General features: G+C 66.9%; 16 protein-coding genes. 4 read left to right on the top strand and 12 right to left on the bottom strand.

The window, feature by feature from the left end:
• Positions 1 to 5: 5 nt before the first annotated feature.
• From R9X41_RS02700 to R9X41_RS02650, 11 genes are all read right to left on the bottom strand, one after another.
• Positions 6 to 914: a class I SAM-dependent methyltransferase gene (locus R9X41_RS02700; protein WP_318633367.1), complete on the bottom strand. Its 909-nt coding sequence runs from the start codon at positions 912 to 914 to the stop codon at positions 6 to 8.
• Positions 911 to 1,501, bottom strand: coding sequence for a DUF1415 domain-containing protein (locus tag R9X41_RS02695; protein WP_318633366.1), 591 nt, complete (start codon positions 1,499 to 1,501; stop codon positions 911 to 913). Before R9X41_RS02695 ends, R9X41_RS02700 begins: the two co-directional genes overlap by 4 nt.
• 35 nt (positions 1,502 to 1,536) lie before the next feature.
• The gene (locus R9X41_RS02690) at positions 1,537 to 2,703 is read right to left on the bottom strand and encodes a deoxyguanosinetriphosphate triphosphohydrolase (protein ID WP_318633365.1); all 1,167 of its coding nucleotides are present in this window, start codon (positions 2,701 to 2,703) and stop codon (positions 1,537 to 1,539) included.
• A gap of 8 nt (positions 2,704 to 2,711) precedes the next feature.
• A complete protein-coding gene (gene aroB, locus R9X41_RS02685; protein ID WP_318633364.1) occupies positions 2,712 to 3,851 on the bottom strand; it encodes a 3-dehydroquinate synthase in 1,140 nt (379 codons plus the stop codon).
• A gap of 122 nt (positions 3,852 to 3,973) precedes the next feature.
• On the bottom strand, positions 3,974 to 4,519 hold the full coding sequence (locus R9X41_RS02680; RefSeq protein WP_318633363.1) for a shikimate kinase: 546 nt from the start codon (positions 4,517 to 4,519) through the stop codon (positions 3,974 to 3,976).
• Positions 4,516 to 6,522, bottom strand: coding sequence for a hypothetical protein (locus R9X41_RS02675; protein WP_318633362.1), 2,007 nt, complete (start codon positions 6,520 to 6,522; stop codon positions 4,516 to 4,518). Before R9X41_RS02675 ends, R9X41_RS02680 begins: the two co-directional genes overlap by 4 nt.
• A 34-nt stretch (positions 6,523 to 6,556) precedes the next feature.
• The gene (gene pilQ, locus R9X41_RS02670; protein WP_318633361.1) at positions 6,557 to 8,719 is read right to left on the bottom strand and encodes a type IV pilus secretin PilQ; all 2,163 of its coding nucleotides are present in this window, start codon (positions 8,717 to 8,719) and stop codon (positions 6,557 to 6,559) included.
• Entirely contained in the window at positions 8,716 to 9,252 is a 537-nt protein-coding gene (locus R9X41_RS02665; RefSeq protein WP_318633360.1) for a pilus assembly protein PilP, read from the bottom strand. The genes pilQ and R9X41_RS02665 overlap by 4 nt, the downstream gene beginning before the upstream one ends.
• Positions 9,249 to 9,917, bottom strand: a complete 669-nt coding sequence (locus tag R9X41_RS02660; RefSeq protein ID WP_318633359.1) for a type IV pilus inner membrane component PilO — start codon at positions 9,915 to 9,917, stop codon at positions 9,249 to 9,251. Before R9X41_RS02660 ends, R9X41_RS02665 begins: the two co-directional genes overlap by 4 nt.
• Positions 9,918 to 9,935: 18 nt before the next feature.
• Positions 9,936 to 10,580 carry a PilN domain-containing protein gene (locus R9X41_RS02655; protein ID WP_318633358.1) on the bottom strand — a complete coding sequence of 215 codons (645 nt, stop codon included), beginning with the start codon at positions 10,578 to 10,580 and terminating at the stop codon, positions 9,936 to 9,938.
• Positions 10,577 to 11,659: a pilus assembly protein PilM gene (locus R9X41_RS02650; RefSeq protein ID WP_412556655.1), complete on the bottom strand. Its 1,083-nt coding sequence runs from the start codon at positions 11,657 to 11,659 to the stop codon at positions 10,577 to 10,579. Before R9X41_RS02650 ends, R9X41_RS02655 begins: the two co-directional genes overlap by 4 nt.
• Before the next feature lie 253 nt (positions 11,660 to 11,912).
• Here R9X41_RS02650 and R9X41_RS02645 point away from each other — a divergent pair, with 253 nt between their 5' ends.
• Positions 11,913 to 14,348, top strand: a complete 2,436-nt coding sequence (locus R9X41_RS02645) for a penicillin-binding protein 1A (RefSeq protein ID WP_318633357.1) — start codon at positions 11,913 to 11,915, stop codon at positions 14,346 to 14,348.
• Positions 14,349 to 14,747: 399 nt separating this feature from the next.
• Here the strand turns inward: R9X41_RS02645 and cyaY are convergent, their stop codons facing one another.
• Positions 14,748 to 15,071, bottom strand: coding sequence for an iron donor protein CyaY (cyaY, locus tag R9X41_RS02640; protein ID WP_318633356.1), 324 nt, complete (start codon positions 15,069 to 15,071; stop codon positions 14,748 to 14,750).
• A 12-nt stretch (positions 15,072 to 15,083) separates the two neighbouring features.
• Here cyaY and R9X41_RS02635 point away from each other — a divergent pair, with 12 nt between their 5' ends.
• The 3 genes from R9X41_RS02635 (at position 15,084) to R9X41_RS02625 (ending at position 17,195) form a co-directional block, all read left to right on the top strand.
• Positions 15,084 to 15,368, top strand: coding sequence for a hypothetical protein (locus R9X41_RS02635; protein ID WP_318633355.1), 285 nt, complete (start codon positions 15,084 to 15,086; stop codon positions 15,366 to 15,368).
• Between the two features lie 40 nt (positions 15,369 to 15,408).
• Positions 15,409 to 16,692, top strand: coding sequence for a diaminopimelate decarboxylase (lysA, locus tag R9X41_RS02630; protein ID WP_318633354.1), 1,284 nt, complete (start codon positions 15,409 to 15,411; stop codon positions 16,690 to 16,692).
• Positions 16,693 to 16,802: 110 nt separating this feature from the next.
• Positions 16,803 to 17,195, top strand: coding sequence for a hypothetical protein (locus tag R9X41_RS02625; RefSeq protein WP_318633353.1), 393 nt, complete (start codon positions 16,803 to 16,805; stop codon positions 17,193 to 17,195).
• Positions 17,196 to 17,301: the final 106 nt, after the last annotated feature.

Here is a 17,301-nt window from a genome sequence, read left to right as displayed (position 1 = left end):
CGGCGTCAGGCCGCGGCTTCCTCTGCCTCGGCGGTGGGCTCGGGCATCGGCGCGCGCGAGAAGCGCTGGTCGGCCAGCGACTGCAGACCGAACTGCGACAGCAGCGCATGCAGGCGGATGGCCGCGCCGCGCTTCTTCTGCCCGGTGTAGCGCGCGATGATGAGTTCGTTTTTCATGCTGTGCTCCCAGCCGACCAGCTCGGTCACGGTCACCGAGTAGCCGCAGGCTTCCAGGTACAGGCAGCGCAGCACGTTGGTGAGCTGGCTGCCCATTTCACGGGTATGCAGCGGGTGGCGCCAAAGCTCGGCCAGCGGTGTGCGCGACAAGGCGAGCGCCTTCTGTCCGCGCAGCTGCGAGGCCACCTCGGCCTGGCAGCAAGGCACCAGCACCAGCGCCCTCGCCTGCTTTTCCAGGCCGAAGGCGATGGCGTCGTCGGTCGCGGTGTCGCAGGCGTGCAGGGCGGTCACGATGTCGATGCGGTCCGGCAGCGCTGCGTCGGTGGCGGCGTCAGCCGCGGACACGTTCAGGAAGGACATGCGGCCGAAGCCCAGGCGCGCGGCCAGCGCAGTGGAGCGTTCGACCAGCTCGGCGCGGGTTTCCACGCCGTAGATGTGGCCGCCGCCCAATGCCTTGAAGAACAGGTCGTAGACGATGAACCCCAGGTACGACTTACCCGCGCCGTGGTCGGCCAGCGTGGCACCGGCGCCGTCTTCGGGCAGGTCGCGCAGCAGCGGTTCGATGAAATTGAACAGGTGGTAGACCTGCTTGAGCTTGCGCCGCGAATCCTGGTTGAGCTTGCCCTCGCGGGTGAGGATGTGCAGCTCCTTGAGCAGCTCGATCGACTGGCCTTCGCGCACTTCCGGCGGCAGGGTGGCCGCAGCCGGCGGCGTGGACTTGGCGGGCTTCTTGGTCATGGCGTTTCCTCAGATGTTCCGGCGGCACTGCCGCGCCCGACGTCGAGTGCGGCCCAGCCGGTCGCGCCGATGCGTTCGAGCGTCTCGATGTTGCGGCCGAAGATGGCTTCGGCATCGGGAAACGCCTCCACCGCCCGGTCGATGCTGGCTTCGCGCAGCAGGTGCAGCGTGGGCCACGGCGACCGGTTGGTGGCGTTGGTGATGTCGTCAGCCGTGGTGCCGCCGAACTGAAAATGCGGATGAAAGGTGGCGAGCTGCAGCACGCCTTCCAGACCCTCGTCGGCCAGCCGGTCCTCGGCGTCGCCGGCGAAATCGTTGAAATCCAGAAAATCGCCCAACGCGCCGGTGGCGACCAGCAGCGTGGTGTCGCGCACCTCGGGCTCCAGGGCGAGCAGCGCTCGGGCTTCGTCGAGCAGGGTGTCGAGCAGCGCCTGCGGATCGTCGCTTTCGCAGACCGCGTAATGCACCTGGCCGCGCGCCTGTACCGCCTTGGCGAAGGGGCACAGGTTCAGGCCGATGACGGCACGTTCAAGCCAGCGCCGGGTGTCGGCGATGGCGTCTTGGGCAAGGGAGGAAGGATGGGGCACGGGGCGCCGATTTTACCGGCCACCCTCTCAGCGCCTCACTCGAAGATGCGATGCCCCGTGAGCCGGCGGTGTTCGCTGGCGGCAAAACGGTCGGTCATGCCGGCGATGTAGTCGGCCACGACGCGTTCGCGCGGTAACGCGGCATGCGCACTCAGCGCCCGCGCACCGTGGCCGCCGGGCATCTCGCCCGGCGCCGCGTTGTAGGCCGCGAACAGTTCCTGCACCACCTGTTTGCCGGCGGAGGCCATGGCGCTCACCTGCGGGTGGCGGTAGAGATTCCGGAACAGAAAACGCTTGAGCTCGATCGACTCGGCACGCATCGGTCGGCTGAACAGCACCAGCGGGCGATCCGCCGCGCGCGCTTCGTCGGCGCTCGCCGGCGCCGCTTCGGCCAGCGCGGCCGCCGTGGCCTCGATCACGTCGTAGACCTGGTCGCTGAGCATCAGGCGGATGGATTCGTACAGCAGACGACGCCGGCCGGCCGGCTCGCCGAGCGCCGGATGCCGCTCCAGTGCCTGGCGACGGTAGCGATCGAACAGCGCCACCTCCTGCATCTGCTCCAGCGTGACAAGGCCGGAACGCACGCCGTCGTCGATGTCGTGGGCGTTGTAGGCGATCTCGTCGGCCAGGTTGCACAACTGCGCCTCCAGCGAGGGCTGTGTGCCATCCAGGAACCGCCGCCCCACCCCGCCCGGCTCGGCCGCTTCCAGGGCTTCGGCCGCCGGCCGTGCGCAATGCTTGAGGATGCCTTCGCGCGTCTCGAAGCTGAGGTTGAGGCCATCGAACGACGGGTAGCGCTCCTCGAGCGCGTCGACCACCCGCAGGCTTTGCAGATTGTGCTCGAAACCGCCGTGCTGCTGCATGCAGGCGTGCAGCGCGTCCTGCCCGGCATGGCCGAAGGGCGTGTGACCCAGGTCGTGGGCCAGCGCGATGGCCTCTACCAGGTCTTCCTCCAGCCCCAGCGAACGTGCGATGGACCGGCCGAGTTGCGCCACTTCCAGCGAATGCGTCAGCCGGGTGCGAAACAGGTCGCCTTCGTGATTGATGAAGACCTGCGTCTTGTAGACCAGCCGGCGGAAGGCCGTGGAATGGACGATGCGGTCACGGTCGCGCTGAAAGTCGGAACGTGTCGGCGCCGGCGGCTCGGCAAACCGCCGGCCGCGGCTACGCGCCGCGTCGCAGGCATAGGCCGCCAGCACCATGCCGTGGCTCAGGCCGGGGCGCAGCAGGCGTCGATCACCTCACGCACCAGGGCGTCGGGTGCCGGACGGACGATGGCCCGGCCCGGACCGTCGATCAGCACGAAACGGATTTCGCCGCCTTCGGATTTTTTGTCGCCGCGCATCAGCTCCAGGTAACGCCCGGCGTTGTCGACTGCGTCGATGCGTGGCCCGATCACCGGCAGCCCGGCGCGCTCGATCAGCGAGCGCAGCCGCGCCACGAAGCCGGCGTCGACCAGCCCGAGCCGTTGCGACAGCGTGGCGGCCATGACCATGCCGCAGCCCACGCCCTCGCCATGCAGCCAGACGCCGAAGCCCATGCCGGCCTCGATCGCGTGGCCGAAGGTGTGGCCAAAATTGAGGATGGCGCGCAATCCCGCTTCGCGTTCGTCGGCACCGACCACCTCGGCCTTGATCTCGCAGCTGCGGCGCACCGCATGCGCCAGCGCGGCGGTATCGCCGGCGCGCAGTTCGTCGAGATGGGCCTCGATCCAGTCGAGAAAGGCCATGTCGTGGATCGGGCCGTATTTGATGACTTCGGCCAGGCCGGCGCTCATCTCGCGGGGAGGCAGTGTGCGCAGCGTGGACAGGTCGCAGACCACCTGCAGCGGCTGGTAGAAGGCGCCGAGCAGGTTCTTGCCGCTGGGATGGTTCACTGCCGTCTTGCCGCCGACCGAGGAATCGACCTGGGCCAGCAGCGTGGTCGGCACCTGCACGAAGGGAATGCCGCGCATGAAGCAGGCGGCCGCGAAGCCGGTCATGTCGCCGATGACACCGCCGCCGAGCGCGAAGAGCACCGACTTGCGGTCGCAGCCGTAGGCGGCGAGGGAATCGAACACCGTGTTGAGGGTGTTCCAGTCCTTGTGGTCTTCGCCGTCAGGCAGCACCACGGTATGGATCTTGGGGAACCGGCCCGCCAGGCAGTCGCGCAGGCGCTGGCCGTAGAGCGGCTCGACAACGGTGTTGGTGACGATCACCGCGACCGCCGCGCGGGGCAGGCCGTCGAAGACCGCCGGATCGGCGAGCAGGCCGGCGCCGATGTCGATGTCGTAGCTGCGATCGCCGAGGTCGATGGAGACGCGGGTGGCGACGGCGTCGGCGGGAGTGTTGGAGGAAATGACGGAGGACATGGGTGCCAGCAGATCAGGTGGGGCGCGACGGCTTCGGCCGTCCGGCCGAGCCTGCGAAGTTTACGTGCGACGAAGGCAGGCGGAACTCGGGCGAAATTCGGGGCGCCCTGCCTGCCTGCGAGTCAGGACGCGGCGGCCGTGTCCGAGCCTGAAGTCGGGCCCGAGGAAAGCTCGAGCTGCATCACGACGGTGCCGACCATCATCGACACCGAGCGCCGGGCGCTGTCGATGGCGAAGGACGCCACGTCGCGGTAGAGCGGATCGCGCGCGGCGTAGAGCTCGCGCAGCCGCTGCAGCGGGTCGACGCCCTGTAGCAGCGGGCGCTGGGTGTCGTGGCGCAGGCGCCGCGCCAGCTCCTCGGGCGTGGAGCGCAGGTAGACCACGGTGCCGGCGGCACGCATGCGCGAGCGGTTGGCCTCCCGCAAGACGATGCCACCGCCGGTAGCCAGCACGCCGATATCCGACGCGCTGCAAAGTTCATCGAGGACCGACTGCTCGACGTCCCGGAAAGCGGCTTCGCCATGCTCGGCGAAGTAGTCACGAATGCTGCAGCCGAGGCGGCGCTCGATGACCGTGTCGGTATCGACGAAGGGCAACTCCAGCCGGCGGGCGAGCTGCCGGCCGACGGTGGATTTGCCGGAGCCCGGGAGGCCGACGAGGAGGATCAAGGCAAGGTGATATCGAAGGAGGTTTGGAGCCCGCTGACCGGCGCCGTGACATTGACTGTCACCACATTGCCGGACGCACAATTCGTAAGTGCGATACGCACGTTGGAACTGCGGTCCTCAGTGGGTCCTGCGTTGGTAGGCGAAATGTTAGGAACTGGCGACCCTGCCACCGAACTCACCGCACATGAACCCGTGGACGCCGCCGTCACGGTTGTCCCCTGAGGCATGGGTGCCAGTGGGTAATTCGCACTGGCCAATCGGAAAGTGATGGTCGAAGTGCTAGCTGCCAAATTCTTCAAGACAGGTTCCGAAGAGGAAAAGAACAGCACCGTTTGCTGACGCACCGTGGTCGCAAGACCAGTACCGCAATTCGTCGTGGAGGTGAAAGGCCAACCCGCCGCAGCGCAGGTGCCGCCACTGGCGCCGCGCAGAATCACAAACTCGCCAGTATTGAAGATGTTGTCTTCGTTGTCATCGCGATAGGCGTCGCCAATTCCACCGCCAGCGTTGGGGAGCAGGACATCGGTACCGGCATCGAAAACGTTGTTGGCGTTAATGTCGGTGTAGTCCTTGGTCCCTTCTGCATAGGCCAGCACCGACACCCGCCCGTCAGCTGGCCGCGGATTTTGGGTCTGGAAATTCACCGTGCATTGCGAAACGCCGTCAACGATGGCAGTTGCGCAATTGCTTGCAACCTGGCCGCCTTCAGCGGTGAAGTTGACGACCGTGCCATTGACAACCGGATTTCCTTGGCGATCAGCCAGTCGAACGGTCAGTGTTGTCGCCGCGCCATCGCGGGTAGCTCCCTCCAGATTGAAGGAACCCACGGACAAGCTCATGAAACGTTGAGAAGGAGGTCCGGAAGCGATCGTGAAGTTTTGCGTTTCTGCATAAACGCTGGTGTTCGATGTGAGCGCCGCACGGATCTTCACCGGTCCAGGAATGGTGCCTGCAAAAACAGTCACCCGCACATTCCCATCGGCGTCACTCGTTGCGTCGACCGGGGCCGTAGTGCCCTGCGCCCCGATGCCGACACCGCCAGGATTGGTCTCGAGACTGAATGTGACCGAAGTACCGGGCAATGCAGTACCAGAAGAAAGCACCTTGAAAATAACGATGGACTGCTCGGTAGCACCTGAGCCAGCAACGTAGATCTGGGCCGGGGTTGCAGAGGCGAAAGTGATCGCATTCGCGGCCGCAGCAGCAACCGTGATGTTCGAAGTCACCGCAGTGGCGCCGCTGCTGCTGGCCGTGATCGTGACCGGTCCGCTGCACAAACTACCATCAGCCGAAACGGCGGTATAGGTAGCCGATGCCACACCCAGCCCGTTGGTGGTCACGCTGGAGTTGAGCGCAGCACCGTTGATCTTTCCGCAAGACGTGGAAAAAACGACGTTCACCGGTACGCTCGTGGAAGCATTCCCACTGACAGAGGCTGTCACCGCCAGCGTCGTACCACCACCCGAGGCCAAGCTGGAGGAGCCGACCGATAGGGAAGAGAGACTGACAGAAGCCGCCGACACCGCGAAATCCACGCTTCCACTGACGGTGGAAGTTCCCACGGTGGCCGAAGCCGACACCGTCATGGCGCCAATGGAAACCACAGACACCGGCGCGATCGAAACCTGCGCAATACCTGCGCTGTCGCTCAATGCGGTTGTGGTGGTGAGGGTGGCAAGTGTTGAATCGTTGACGCTGAAGGTCACCAGTTTGTTCGCCACCACCGCGCCTGCGGTGTCGGTCACTTTGGCACGTGCGGTGTAGCCGCCACCGATGCCGATGCTGTTGACTATCGAACCAGCCGCGTTGTAAAGCGCGACCGAGACTGCAGCCGTCCCGGTGGTCGAGCCGCTGCCGCTCGATCCCCCAGTGCTGCCGCCACCGGTCCCGCTCAGCGGCGTTCCACCCCCGCCACCGCCACCGCAGGCCACCAGCGCGGCAACCAGCATCGCCGTCATCAGAATCCGCGCATGGCGCATCCAGCTTCCCATCCCGTCTTCCATCTCGTCTTCCTCGTCTTGTCTATTGGCCCGACGCTCAGCGCGCGGCATTCTGGTCGGTGATCATCTTGGGCGTGATGAACACCAGCATCTCGGTCTTGTTGTTCACGTCGGCGGTGTTGCGGAACAGCACGCCGAGGTAGGGGATGTCGCCGAGCAGCGGCACCTTGTTGATCGTGGTGGTCTGGGTCAGCTCGAAGATGCCGCCGATCACCACCGTGCCGCCGTTCTCCACCAGCACCTGCGTCTTGATGTGCTTGGTGTCGATGGCGATGCCGGCCGTGGTGGTCTCGCCGCGCGAGTCCTTGTTGATGTCCAGGTCCAGGATGATGTTGCCTTCGGGCGTGATCTGCGGCGTGACCTCGAGCTTGAGGTTGGCCTTGCGGAACGCGACCGAGGTGGCGCCGCTGGCGGTGGCCTGCTGGTAAGGGAACTCGGTGCCCTGCTCGATCAACGCCTTGGTCTGGTCGGCGGTGACGATGCGCGGGCTCGACACCAGCTTGCCCTTGCCGTCGGCCTCCAGGGCGGAGAGCTCCAGGTTCAGGAAGCGGTTGGCCGAGGCGTTGAAGATCGACAGCGCAAAGGTGGCCGCGCTGGTGCCGGTGGCGGTGGTCGCGGGCAGGTTGACGAAGTTCGAAGTGGTGTCGACCGTGCCGCCGGCGCCGGTGGTGGCGACGACGTTGTTGTAGTTGGTGCCCAGTGCCAGCCGGTTGCCGCCGCCCACGCCGTAGCCGGAGGTGCCGCCCTGCTGGGTGCGCAGGTCGGCGCTGCCCAGCTTCACGCCGAGCGAGCGGCTGAAGGTGTCTGAGGCTTCGACGATGCGGGCCTCGATCAGCACCTGGCGCACCGCCTTGTCGAGGCGGGCGATGAGCTCCTGCACCTGGCGCAGCTTCTCGGGGGTGTCGGTGACGAACAATTGGTTGGTACGCGGCTCGGCGATCACGCTGCCGCGTTGCGACAGGAAACGGGCGTTGTTGGTGCCGCCGGGAATCGCGGTGACGCTACCGCCGGTGCCAGCCAGCGGCACGCCGAGCAGTTGGCCGACCATGTCGGTGGCCTTGGCGTAGTTGAGTTGGTAGGCCTGGGTGCGCAGCGGCTCCAGATTCTGGATCGCCTGCTGGGCTTCGAGGTCCTTGCGGGTGCGGGAGTCGATCTCGTCCTTGGGCGCGATCCACAGCACGGTGCCGTTCTTGCGCATGCCCAGGCCCTTGGCGTCCATGATGATCTGCAGGGCCTGGTCCCAGGGCACGTCCTTCAGGCGCAGCGTGAGCGTGCCGACCACTGTGTCGGAGGTGACGATGTTGAAGTTGGTGAAGTCGGCGATGACCTGCAGCAGCGCCCGCACGTCGATGCTCTGGAAATTGAGCGACAGCCGCTCGCCCGAATAGCCGGGGCCCTGGGTGAGCTTGGTCACGTCGACCTTCTTGGGTCGCACTTCCACCACGAACTGCGTGTCGCTCTGGTAGGCGCTGTGTTCCCAGTCGCCGCGCGGCTCGATGGTCATGCGCACCCGGTCGCCGAGCTGCGAGGTGCTGACCGCCTGCACCGGTGTGCCGAAGTCGGCGACGTCCATGCGGCGGCGCAGGCCTTCGGGCAGCGACGACTTGAGGAATTCGACGACCAGGTTGCCGCCCTGCTGGCGCAGGTCGACGCCCACGCGGTTGTTGGGCAGCGTGACCACGATGCGGCCGGTGGCGTCGTCGGAGCGGCGGAAGTCGATGTCGCGCAGCGGCTCGACGTCGGAGGCGGTGTTCTCGGCGAAGGTCGGGCGCGGCGCGAGGGTGGCGGCGCCGGCGGCCGACGGTTCGAGCGACACCAGCAGCGCGTTGCCGTCGACGCGGGCGCTGTAGGCGGTAGGCCGGCGCAGGTTGAGCACCACGCGGGTGCGGTCGCCCGCCTCGACCACGGTGGCCGAGCGCAGGTTGCCCTGGTTGAGTTCGACCGATGGACGGCCCAGCCCGTTGGCGGTGCCGGGGAAGTCGAGCGCGATGCGCGCGGGCGACTGGATGGCGAAGCCGGTCGGCAGGCCTTGTGGCGGCGCCGAGAACTCGATGCGCAGCAACTCGCCGCCGCCCTGGTTGAAAGCGGTGAGCGACTGGATGCTGGATTGCGCCCAGGCCGTGGCGCACAGCATGGTGCCGAGCAAACCCGCCGCGGCGCAGCGCAGCAGGCTCCGCAAACGCCCGTAGCCTTGAATCATTTCGTTATCTCCTGGAGCTGCAGGCTCGCGTCGCGTTCTACCCAATCGCCGCCCGGGTCCTGGACGATTTCCTTGATGCGGGTCTCGGTTTCGGTGATGGCCACGATGCGGCCGTAGTTCTGTCCGAGGTGCTCGCCCACGCGGACCTGGTAGAGCATGGTGCCGAGCTTCAGGAGCGCGGCGGGCCGCCCGTCCTTCTGCAGGCTGCCGACCATCGACAGCGTGTCGAGCGGATAGGCCTCCAGCGGCTCCTTGCGGCGCGCGAGCTCGGGCGCCAGCAGCGTCGTGTTGGCCGTGGTCTGCGTGGTGTCGCGGCGCAGCGCCTGCGTCAGCTTCTCGGCGCTGAACGGGTCGACCGCCCCGGTCTGGGTGTAGTCGGCCGGCGTGAACTGCTTGGGCGCGCTCAGCGGCGGCACCTTGGGGCGTGTCTGGGCCTTCTGCTCGGCCATCCAGGTATTGAGGTCGTCGTCGACCGCCTCGCCGCAGGCCGAGAGCAGCGGCAGCAGGCACAGGGCCACGATCCACGCCTTCATTTCTTGGCTCCGGCGGCAGCCTTGCGCTGGGCCTCGATCTCTTCGGGATCGAGGTAGCGGAAGGTGCGGGCAGTGACGTCCATGGCGAGCTGGCCGTCCTTGGCCGGCGTGATGGAGAGGTTGTCGAGCGTCACGATGCGCGAGAGATGCGCGACGTCGGCGGTGAAATCGCCCATGTCGTGGTAGCGGCCGGTGACGCGCACCTGGATCGGCAGCTCGGCGTAGTAGTCGCGCACCTGCACGTTGCCCGGGCGGAACAGCTCGAACTGCAGGCTGCGGCCGAGGCCGGCCTGGTTGATGTCGGACAGCAGGGCGTCCATCTCGGCCTTGCTCGGCAGCTGCTTCTCGAGCTGGTTCACGAAGACGCGAATCTGCTCGCGCTGCGTCTTGAGCGCCTGCAGGTTGATCGCTTTGGTCAGCTTGGTCTGGTAGTCCTGGCGCAGCGTGATTTCCTGGGCCGCGGCGGTGTCGAGCTCGGCCTGGAAGTCGCTCAGCCACACATACCAGGCCGCGCCGATGACCACGAGCGCGACGAAGGCGTAGACCAGCACGCGCGGCAGCGCCGGCCATTGCGACGGGTCCTTGGGATCGAGGCCGTGGAACTGGCGCTGGAGCTTTTCCGAGAGTTCGGCGAGGTCCACGCTGGGCAGGGACGGTTTGGCCATGGCTTCTTCGTCCTTTTCTCAGCGCGCGGCGGCGGCGGCGGCCGGTGCGGCAACGGAGGCCGCGGCGCCAGCGGGGGCGGCAACGGCCGCGGCCTGCATTTCGCTGGAGCGCAGCAGTCGCACGGAAATCGTGAAATTGGCGACTCGCCGCTGGTCGCGCGGACCGAGCGTGACCGAGCCGGTCACGATCTCGATGAGTTGCGGCTTGGAAAAATACGGCGTGTTGTTGCCCAGGTTGCGCAGCAGCTCGGACACCCGCTCGTTGGACTGCGCCGAACCCTTGAGGGTGACGGTCTGGTCGACCTGCCGCATGTCGGTGAGGTAGACGCCGTCGGGCAGCTGGCGCACCAGTTCATTGAGCAGGTAGACCTGCAGATTGCGGTCGGACTGCAGATCTTCCACCGCCTTCTGGCGGGCGCGCAGTGCGGTGATCTCGGACTCGATGGTCGCGATTTCCTTGATCTGCCCTTCCAGCGTGCGGATGGCGCCCTGCAGCGTCTGGTTGCGCAGATTCTGGTCGTTGATGCGCGTCTGGAAATAAAGGTAGATCGCGCCCGCCAGCAGGGCGCCGACCAGCACCGATGCGCCGACGGCCGCGTTGAACGCCTCGCGGCGACGCTTGCGCGCCGCCTCGCGATGCGGCAGCAGGTTGATCAGGATCACGGCAGGAACCTCCGCATCGCCAGCCCGCATGCGGTGAGATAGGACGATGCGTCGCGCAGCGTGCGGGCCGAGGACCGAATGCCCGAGCCGACCTTCATGCCGTCGAACGGGTTGGCCACGGTGCAGGAAAAGCCCGATTGCGCCGCCACGGCCTCGGCCAGGCCCGGCAGGCAGGCCGAACCGCCCGACAGCAGGATGTGGTCGACCTGGTTGTAGGGCGAGCTCGTGAAGAAGAACTGCAGCGCGCGGCCGATTTCGGTGGAAATGCTGTCGACAAAAGGCGCCAGCACCGCGGTGGCGTAGTCGTCGGGCAGATCGGCGTTGCGCTTCTTGATCTCCGCCTCTTCGGCCGAGAAACCGTACTGGCGCACGATCAATTGGGTGAGCTGGCTGCCGCCAAAGGCCTGGTCGCGTTCGTAGACGACCTCTTCGTTGCGCATCACCTGCAGGCTGCTGGCCACACCGCCGATCTTGAGCAACGCGACGATGGGTTCGTGGCCGCTCTGCGGCAGCGTGCCGATCAGCCGGCCGGCGGCCAGGCGCGCGGCATGGGACTCGATATCCAGCACCTGCGGCCGCAGGCCGGCGGCTTCGGCGAGGCCCTGGCGGTCCTGCACCTTTTCCTTGCGGGACGCGGCGATCAGCACTTCGATGTCCTCCGCCGCGCCGGGGCTGGCGCCGATGACGCAGAAATCGAGGCTCACCTCGTCGAGCGAGAAGGGGATGTACTGGCTCGCCTCGGACTCGACCTGCACTTCCAGGTCCAGCTCGCTCAGACCGCCGGGCACCACGATCTTCTTGGTGATGACCGCCGACGACGGCAGGGCCATGGCCACGTTGCGGGTGCGGGTGCCGCTCTTCTTGACCAGCCGGCGCAGCGCCTCGGAAACGTCGTCGAAACGCTCCACGTTGCCGTCGACGATCCAGCCCTTGTCGAGCACTTCGATCGCACACCGCTCCAGCACGGGCGTGCCGTCCTTCTCACGACCGAGCTCGACCAGCTTGATGCTGGAAGTACTGATGTCGATGCCCAGGAGCGGCGCGGCCTGACGGCTGAATGGCAAAGCCAGGGAAATCAATGCGGTACCCTGCTGAACAGTTTTGTGAAACAAAAAGCTAACGGTAGTCTGATCGTATCAGTACCGTCTGACCGCGCGATCAAATGGCCAGTGCTCACCCCGCGATCCCGGTGCGCCAAAACAACATGCTGGTAGTGCCGTGGCGAAGGTAGTGGCCGCATTCGCTTTCACACTTGCTCACAAGGGATCTTCCCTCTCTATATCGGCACTCGGGTCGATTTCTATAATGCGCGGTTACCCCACGCGAGACGCCATGGCCACCGAACCCCGCGATCCCCGCGACAAGAACCCAGCGAACCCCTCTTCCCGACGCTCCGGCGGCCGCAAGGCCCCACCCGCTCCCCGCCCCTGGTGGAGCTGGGTGTTGCGCGTGGTACTGGGCCTGGTCGGCGTGGCGTTCGCCGCCCTCGTGGCCGCGGCCATGACCGTGGGTGTCGCCCTCGCGGTCGCCTACCCGAACCTGCCGGACATCTCCGACCTGGCCGACTACCGGCCCAAGCTGCCGCTGCGGGTGTTTTCCACCGAAGGCGCGCTGCTCGGCGAGTTCGGCGAGGAGCGCCGCAACCTCACGCCCATCGCCAACATTCCGCAAGTCATGAAGAACGCGGTGCTGGCCGCCGAAGACGCGCGCTTCTACAACCACGGCGGCGTCGATTACGTGGGCGTGCTGCGTGCCGGCCTGGCCAACGTCAACCGGGCCAAGAGCCAGGGCGCCTCCACCATCACGATGCAGGTGGCGCGCAACGTCTACCTGTCGTCCGAGAAGACCTTCACCCGCAAGATCTACGAGCTGCTGCTCACGCTCAAGCTCGAACACATGCTCTCGAAGGACCAGATCCTCGAGATCTACATGAACCAGATCTATCTGGGCAACCGCGCCTACGGTTTCGCTGCCGCCTCGGAAGCGTATTTCGGCAAGCCGCTGCAGAAGATCACCGTGGCCGAAGCGGCCATGCTCGCCGGCCTGCCCAAGGCGCCGACAGCCAACAATCCGATCAACAACCCGCGCCGCGCCCGCGCCCGCCAGCTCTACATCATCGACCGCATGGCCGAGAACGGCTTCATCGGCAAGGACGAAGCCGCCACCGCCAAGGAAGAAGAGCTGCACCTGCGCAACGCCAGCGACAACAACCGGGTGCACGCCGAATACATCGCCGAGATGGTGCGGCAGATGGTGTTCAACCAGTACGGCAGCGACGCCTACACCCGCGGGCTCAACGTCTACACCACGGTCAGCGCCGGCGACCAGGAAGCCGCCTACAAGGCGCTGCGCCGCGGCTTGATGGACTACGAGCGCCGCCAGATCTACCGGGGCCCGGAGCAGTTCATCAACCTGCCGTCCGACCCGAAGGAAGTCGACGAGGCGGTCGACGACGCGCTGGCCGAGCATCCCGACAACGGCGACGTGCTGTCGGCCGTGGTGCTCGACGCCAGCCCGCGCCGCATCGTGGCGGTTCGCGCCGACGGCGACCGGGTCGAGATCACCGGCGACGGTTTGAAGCCCGCGCAGTCGGGCCTGAGCGAGAAGGCGGGCCCCAACATCCGCATCCGGCGCGGCGCGGTGATTCGCGTGGTGCGCACCACCAAGGGCAGCTTCGAGATCACGCAGATCCCCGAGATCGAGGGCGCCTTCGTGGCGGTCGATCCGCGCAGCGGCGCGCTCAAGGCGCTGGTCGGCGGTTTCGATTTCGGCAAGAACAAGTTCAACCACGTCACGCAGGCCTGGCGCCAGCCGGGTTCAAGCTTCAAGCCGTTCATCTATTCGGCGGCACTGGAAAAAGGCTTCACGCCGGCCACCGTCATCAACGACGCGCCGCTGTATTTCGACGCCGGCACCACGGGCGGCCAGCCCTGGGAGCCCAAGAACTACGGCGGCGGTTTCGACGGGCCGATGTCCATGCGCCGCGCGCTGGAGAAATCCAAGAACCTGGTCTCGATCCGCATCCTGCAGTCCATCGGCACCAAATACGCACAAGACTGGGTGACCCGCTTCGGTTTCGACAAGGACAAGCATCCGGCCTATCTGCCGATGGCGCTCGGCGCCGGCTCGGTCACGCCGATGCAGATGGCCGCGGCTTACTCGGTGTTCGCCAATGGCGGGCATCGGCTCAACCCGTGGTTGATCGCCAAGGTGGTCGACCAGAAAGGCCGCGTGCTGCTCGAAACCACGCCGCCGGCGCTCGACCAGAGCAACCAGGCAATCGAGCCGCGCAACGCCTTCATCATGGACAGCCTGCTGCAGACGGTCGCCCGCTCCGGCACCGCCGCCCGCGCGCAGGCCATGCTCAAGCGGCCGGACATCTACGGCAAGACCGGCACCACCAACGATTCGATGGACGCCTGGTTCGCCGGCTTCCAGCCGACGCTCGTGGCGATCAGCTGGATCGGCTACGACACACCGCGCAACATGGGCGACCGCGAGACCGGTGGCGGGCTGAGCCTGCCGGTGTGGGTGAATTTCATGGACTACGCGCTGCAGGGCGTGCCGGTGCAGGAATACCAGCCGCCGGCCGGCGTGGTGAACAACGGCGGCGAGTGGTTCTACGAGGAATACGCGCGCAGTGGCGGCATTCCGAGCCTGGGTGGTGGCACGGGCGATGCGCCGAGTTCGGGCGGCGGCGATGCCGTCGCGCCGGCTGCGCCTCCGCCGAGCGACGAGCGGAGCAAGATCCTGGATCTTTTTAGGTGACCCCCCAGGCTACGCACTTCGTGTCTTCGCCTACCCCCCTGCCGGGGGCGGCGGGCTGGCTCGGCGTAGCCTCGCTGCCACGCCCCTGAGACAGTCGGCCGGCTTTGCGGCCTCCGTGGGGGATTTTTGTGCCCCCCCAAGTACCCACTTCGTGTCTTCGCCTTCCCCCCCCCCTGCCGGGGGCGGCGGGCTGGCTCGGCGTAGCCTCGCTGCCACGCCCCTGAGGGGGTCGGGCTGCTGCGCAGCGCCTCCGTTTTCGGGCGCCCCCCGGCTGCGCAATCCGTGTCTTCGCCCACCCCCTTCCGGGGGCGGCTCGCTGGCTCGGCGCAGCCTTGCTGCCTCGCCTTCGAAGGCGTCGGCCTCCCTGTACCTGGGCTCCTGATTGCGCGCCGTCGGCGGTCAGAAGCTCAAGGGCAGGCCGGACTGGGCGGTGGCTTCGCGGGAGAGGATGGCGAGGAGCTCGCCCTGGCCCTTGGTATCGATCCAGGCACCGTCCTTCCACTTGAAGTGGTAGCCGCCGGACTTGGCGGCGAGCCACAGCTCGTGCAGCGGCTTTTGCTGGTTCAGCACGATCTGGCTGCGGTTGGCGAATACCAAAGTGACCATGCCGCCGGCACGCTGGGCGTCGATGTCGGCGTCGGTGTCATCGTTGAAACGGTCGCAGCAGGCCTCGACATGCCCCAGCAGCTGTTCGGCGAGGGAAGAAAACTCGAGGTCGGTCATTACTACAATCCGATGATGTTGAAAGTCCCGCAAATTCTAGTCAGGGCGATAACCCTCGTCGGCGGGACGGCTCTGCTGGTCGCCTGCGGACAAAAGGGCGTGCTGTTCCTGCCGACCGAGACCGCCTCCCGCCAGCGAGCGCCGCTGGTCGAAACCCTCAAGCCGAACTGGGCACGAAGCCGTCCGGCCACCCCTGCCAACCCTGCACCGACGACGCCGGCTACCCCGCCCACGCTGACGAACACGCCGCCGACGACCGATTCGGAACTGGTGCCACAGACCGTGCTGTCCCCCTAGGGCTTCGCCCGCCGCCTCTTAGCCTCGATCTCGTTCCGCCATGATTCCCTCCCCCCTGCCGGGCGCGCCGCAGCTCGCCTACCGCGGCGACGCGCTCCATCTCGAAGACGTCTCGCTGTCCGACCTGGCCACCGTCCACGGCACGCCGCTCTACGTCTATTCCAAGGCCTCGATGCTGGCCGCGCTCGGCGCCTACCAGCGCGGCTTTGCCCGCCGCGATGTGCAGATCTGCTATGCGATGAAGGCCAACTCCACGCTCGGCGTGCTGCAGGTCTTCGCCCGCGCGGGCTGCGGTTTCGACATCGTGTCGGCCGGTGAACTGCGGCGCGTGCTGGCCGCCGGCGGCGATGCGTCCAAGGTGATCTTCTCCGGCGTTGGCAAGACCCGCGCCGAGATGCGCGAGGCGCTGGCCGCGGGCATCGGCTGCTTCAACGTCGAGAGCGAAGCCGAAATCGACGTGCTCGATGAAGTCGCCCGCGCCGTCGGCGGGACCGCGCCGGTGAGCATCCGGGTCAATCCGAACGTCGACCCCAAGACGCATCCTTATATTTCCACCGGCCTCAAGGACAACAAGTTCGGCATCGCGCACGAACGGGCGGTGGCGGTCTATCGCCACGCCGCGTCGCTGCCGGGACTGAAAGTGGTCGGCATCGACTGCCATATCGGTTCGCAGATCACCGACGAGACGCCCTACCTCGACGCCATGGACCGGGTGCTCGACCTGGTCGCGGCCATCGAGGCGGCCGGCATTCCCCTGCACCACATCGACTTCGGCGGCGGCCTGGGCATCGACTACCGGGGCGACAAACCTCCGTCGGCCGACGCCCTCTGGAAGCGCCTGCTGGCCAAGCTCGACGCCCGCGGTTATGGCGGGCGCAAGCTGCTGGTCGAACCCGGCCGCTCGTTGGTGGGCAATGCCGGCGTCTGCCTGACCGAGGTGCTCTACGACAAGCCGGGTGAGCACAAGAACTTCTGCATCGTCGATGCCGCCATGAACGACCTGCCCCGGCCCGCCATGTACGAGGCCTATCACGCCATCGTGCCGCTGGTGCTGCCGGCGGCCGACGCGCCCATCGTTACGGTCGACGTGGTGGGGCCGGTCTGCGAGAGCGGCGACTGGCTGGGCCGCGACCGGCAGCTGGCGGTGCGCCCCGGCGACCGGCTGGCGGTGCTGTCGGCCGGCGCCTATTGCATGAGCATGGCCAGCAACTACAACTCGCGCGGGCGGGGCGCCGAGGTGCTGGTCGACGGCGCGGCCTCGCACCTGATCCGCGCCCGCGAAAGCGCCGAAGACCAGATGCGCGGCGAGAAGCTGCCCGGCTGAACATTCGACGACGGACTTCGCTCCTGGCGCACCGCTTTCGGCGGATGACGTCGGCCGGTAAGTCAGCAGCGGCAGAGTCGGGGGCTTACCCTCTCCTCGTCGACCACACCATGCGCCCCGCATCCTTCTCTTGCGTCTCCGCTTCCGCCGTCGCCCCGAACAGCGCCACCTCCACGCAGCACCGTTCATCCACGGTCGTCACAAGCCTGGAGGACCTCGCCACCGCCACGGCCAGCTCTTTCCACGACTTCGCTCACGCCACGCTGACCCAGCTGAGCACTCTGCCTCGCACCGCAGCTTCGAATATGTTCGAGGTGGCCCATGCGTCGGTCGATGCCCTCCTGGCACGACGCGAGCGTATTGAACATCTGGCGGCCGCCGGCCTCGGCCCCTGCACCGTGGCCATCGCCATCACGGCCGCTACGTCCATCGGGCTGAGCATGATGACCACTCAGGCGCCCTGCTCCTGGGCATCGACCTGCCCCACCATACCCATCGACTGACGGGTTCGCCGGATCCCGCGTGCCAGGGGATCCAGGCTGCTGCCCGAGGAGCCAGATGACCCGCGCCGATTTCTGGCGGCCCCCATGCCCAGGTCCACGACGCTCG

The sequence above is a fragment of the Xylophilus sp. GOD-11R genome (assembly GCF_033546935.1).
Lineage (GTDB): Bacteria > Pseudomonadota > Gammaproteobacteria > Burkholderiales > Burkholderiaceae_C > Xylophilus.
Note: the sequence above shows the minus strand (reverse complement) of the source record. Positions and strands in the feature narration are given on the sequence as shown.

Excerpts from the sequence above, each read along its gene's own strand:
- R9X41_RS02675 (WP_318633362.1), bottom strand. The coding sequence starts at position 6,522 with ATGGAAGACGGGATGGGAAGCTGGATGCGCCATGCGCGGATTCTGATG.
- R9X41_RS02700 (WP_318633367.1), bottom strand. The coding sequence starts at position 914 with ATGACCAAGAAGCCCGCCAAGTCCACGCCGCCGGCTGCGGCCACCCTG.
- R9X41_RS02690 (WP_318633365.1), bottom strand. The coding sequence starts at position 2,703 with ATGGTGCTGGCGGCCTATGCCTGCGACGCGGCGCGTAGCCGCGGCCGG.
- R9X41_RS02665 (WP_318633360.1), bottom strand. The coding sequence starts at position 9,252 with ATGAAGGCGTGGATCGTGGCCCTGTGCCTGCTGCCGCTGCTCTCGGCC.
- pilQ (WP_318633361.1), bottom strand. The coding sequence starts at position 8,719 with ATGATTCAAGGCTACGGGCGTTTGCGGAGCCTGCTGCGCTGCGCCGCG.
- lysA (WP_318633354.1), top strand. The coding sequence starts at position 15,409 with ATGATTCCCTCCCCCCTGCCGGGCGCGCCGCAGCTCGCCTACCGCGGC.
- R9X41_RS02625 (WP_318633353.1), top strand. The coding sequence starts at position 16,803 with ATGCGCCCCGCATCCTTCTCTTGCGTCTCCGCTTCCGCCGTCGCCCCG.
- R9X41_RS02645 (WP_318633357.1), top strand. The coding sequence starts at position 11,913 with ATGGCCACCGAACCCCGCGATCCCCGCGACAAGAACCCAGCGAACCCC.
- aroB (WP_318633364.1), bottom strand. The coding sequence starts at position 3,851 with ATGTCCTCCGTCATTTCCTCCAACACTCCCGCCGACGCCGTCGCCACC.
- R9X41_RS02635 (WP_318633355.1), top strand. The coding sequence starts at position 15,084 with ATGATGTTGAAAGTCCCGCAAATTCTAGTCAGGGCGATAACCCTCGTC.
- cyaY (WP_318633356.1), bottom strand. The coding sequence starts at position 15,071 with ATGACCGACCTCGAGTTTTCTTCCCTCGCCGAACAGCTGCTGGGGCAT.
- R9X41_RS02660 (WP_318633359.1), bottom strand. The coding sequence starts at position 9,917 with ATGGCCAAACCGTCCCTGCCCAGCGTGGACCTCGCCGAACTCTCGGAA.